Raw genomic sequence first — 405 nt, forward strand, 5'->3', positions numbered from 1 at the left:
GTGAGGTAAGGCTCAGTTCGAGCACCGCATGTGCTCGTCGTCCTGCGCCGATCAGCTCGGAGTGTGCCCCGGACAGGCCCTAGTCGCGATCTATCGCGTTTGGGTACGCTGGGCCGGTGGACCTCGAAAAGCACCCTCAGCAGCCCGCCGCCCCGGCGCCGCCCGCGCCCGCCGGCATCCGCGCCTCCGACGCAGACCGCGACCGGATCGCGGACATCCTGCGGGAGGCCATGGCCGAGGGCCGGCTGACCGTCGAGGAGCACGCCGAGCGGGTCGATGCCGTCTACCGCGCCAAGACCGTCGGCGAACTCGAGCCGCTGGTACGGGACCTGCCGACCCCCGGCGGCTCCACCCGGCCGTCGTCCGCGACGCCGTACGCATATGGCCCCGAGGCCCCCGCGGGCC

General features: G+C 73.3%; 1 protein-coding gene. It reads left to right on the top strand.

Going from position 1 to position 405, the window contains the following annotated elements; all coding sequences use genetic code 11:
* Positions 1-116: 116 nt before the first annotated feature.
* Positions 117-405, top strand: a 289-nt coding sequence (locus AC1DUE_RS20525) for a DUF1707 SHOCT-like domain-containing protein (protein ID WP_477041247.1), incomplete at its 3' end; no start/stop codon positions are given.

This window comes from Cellulomonas sp. P4_A2, assembly GCF_056402515.1.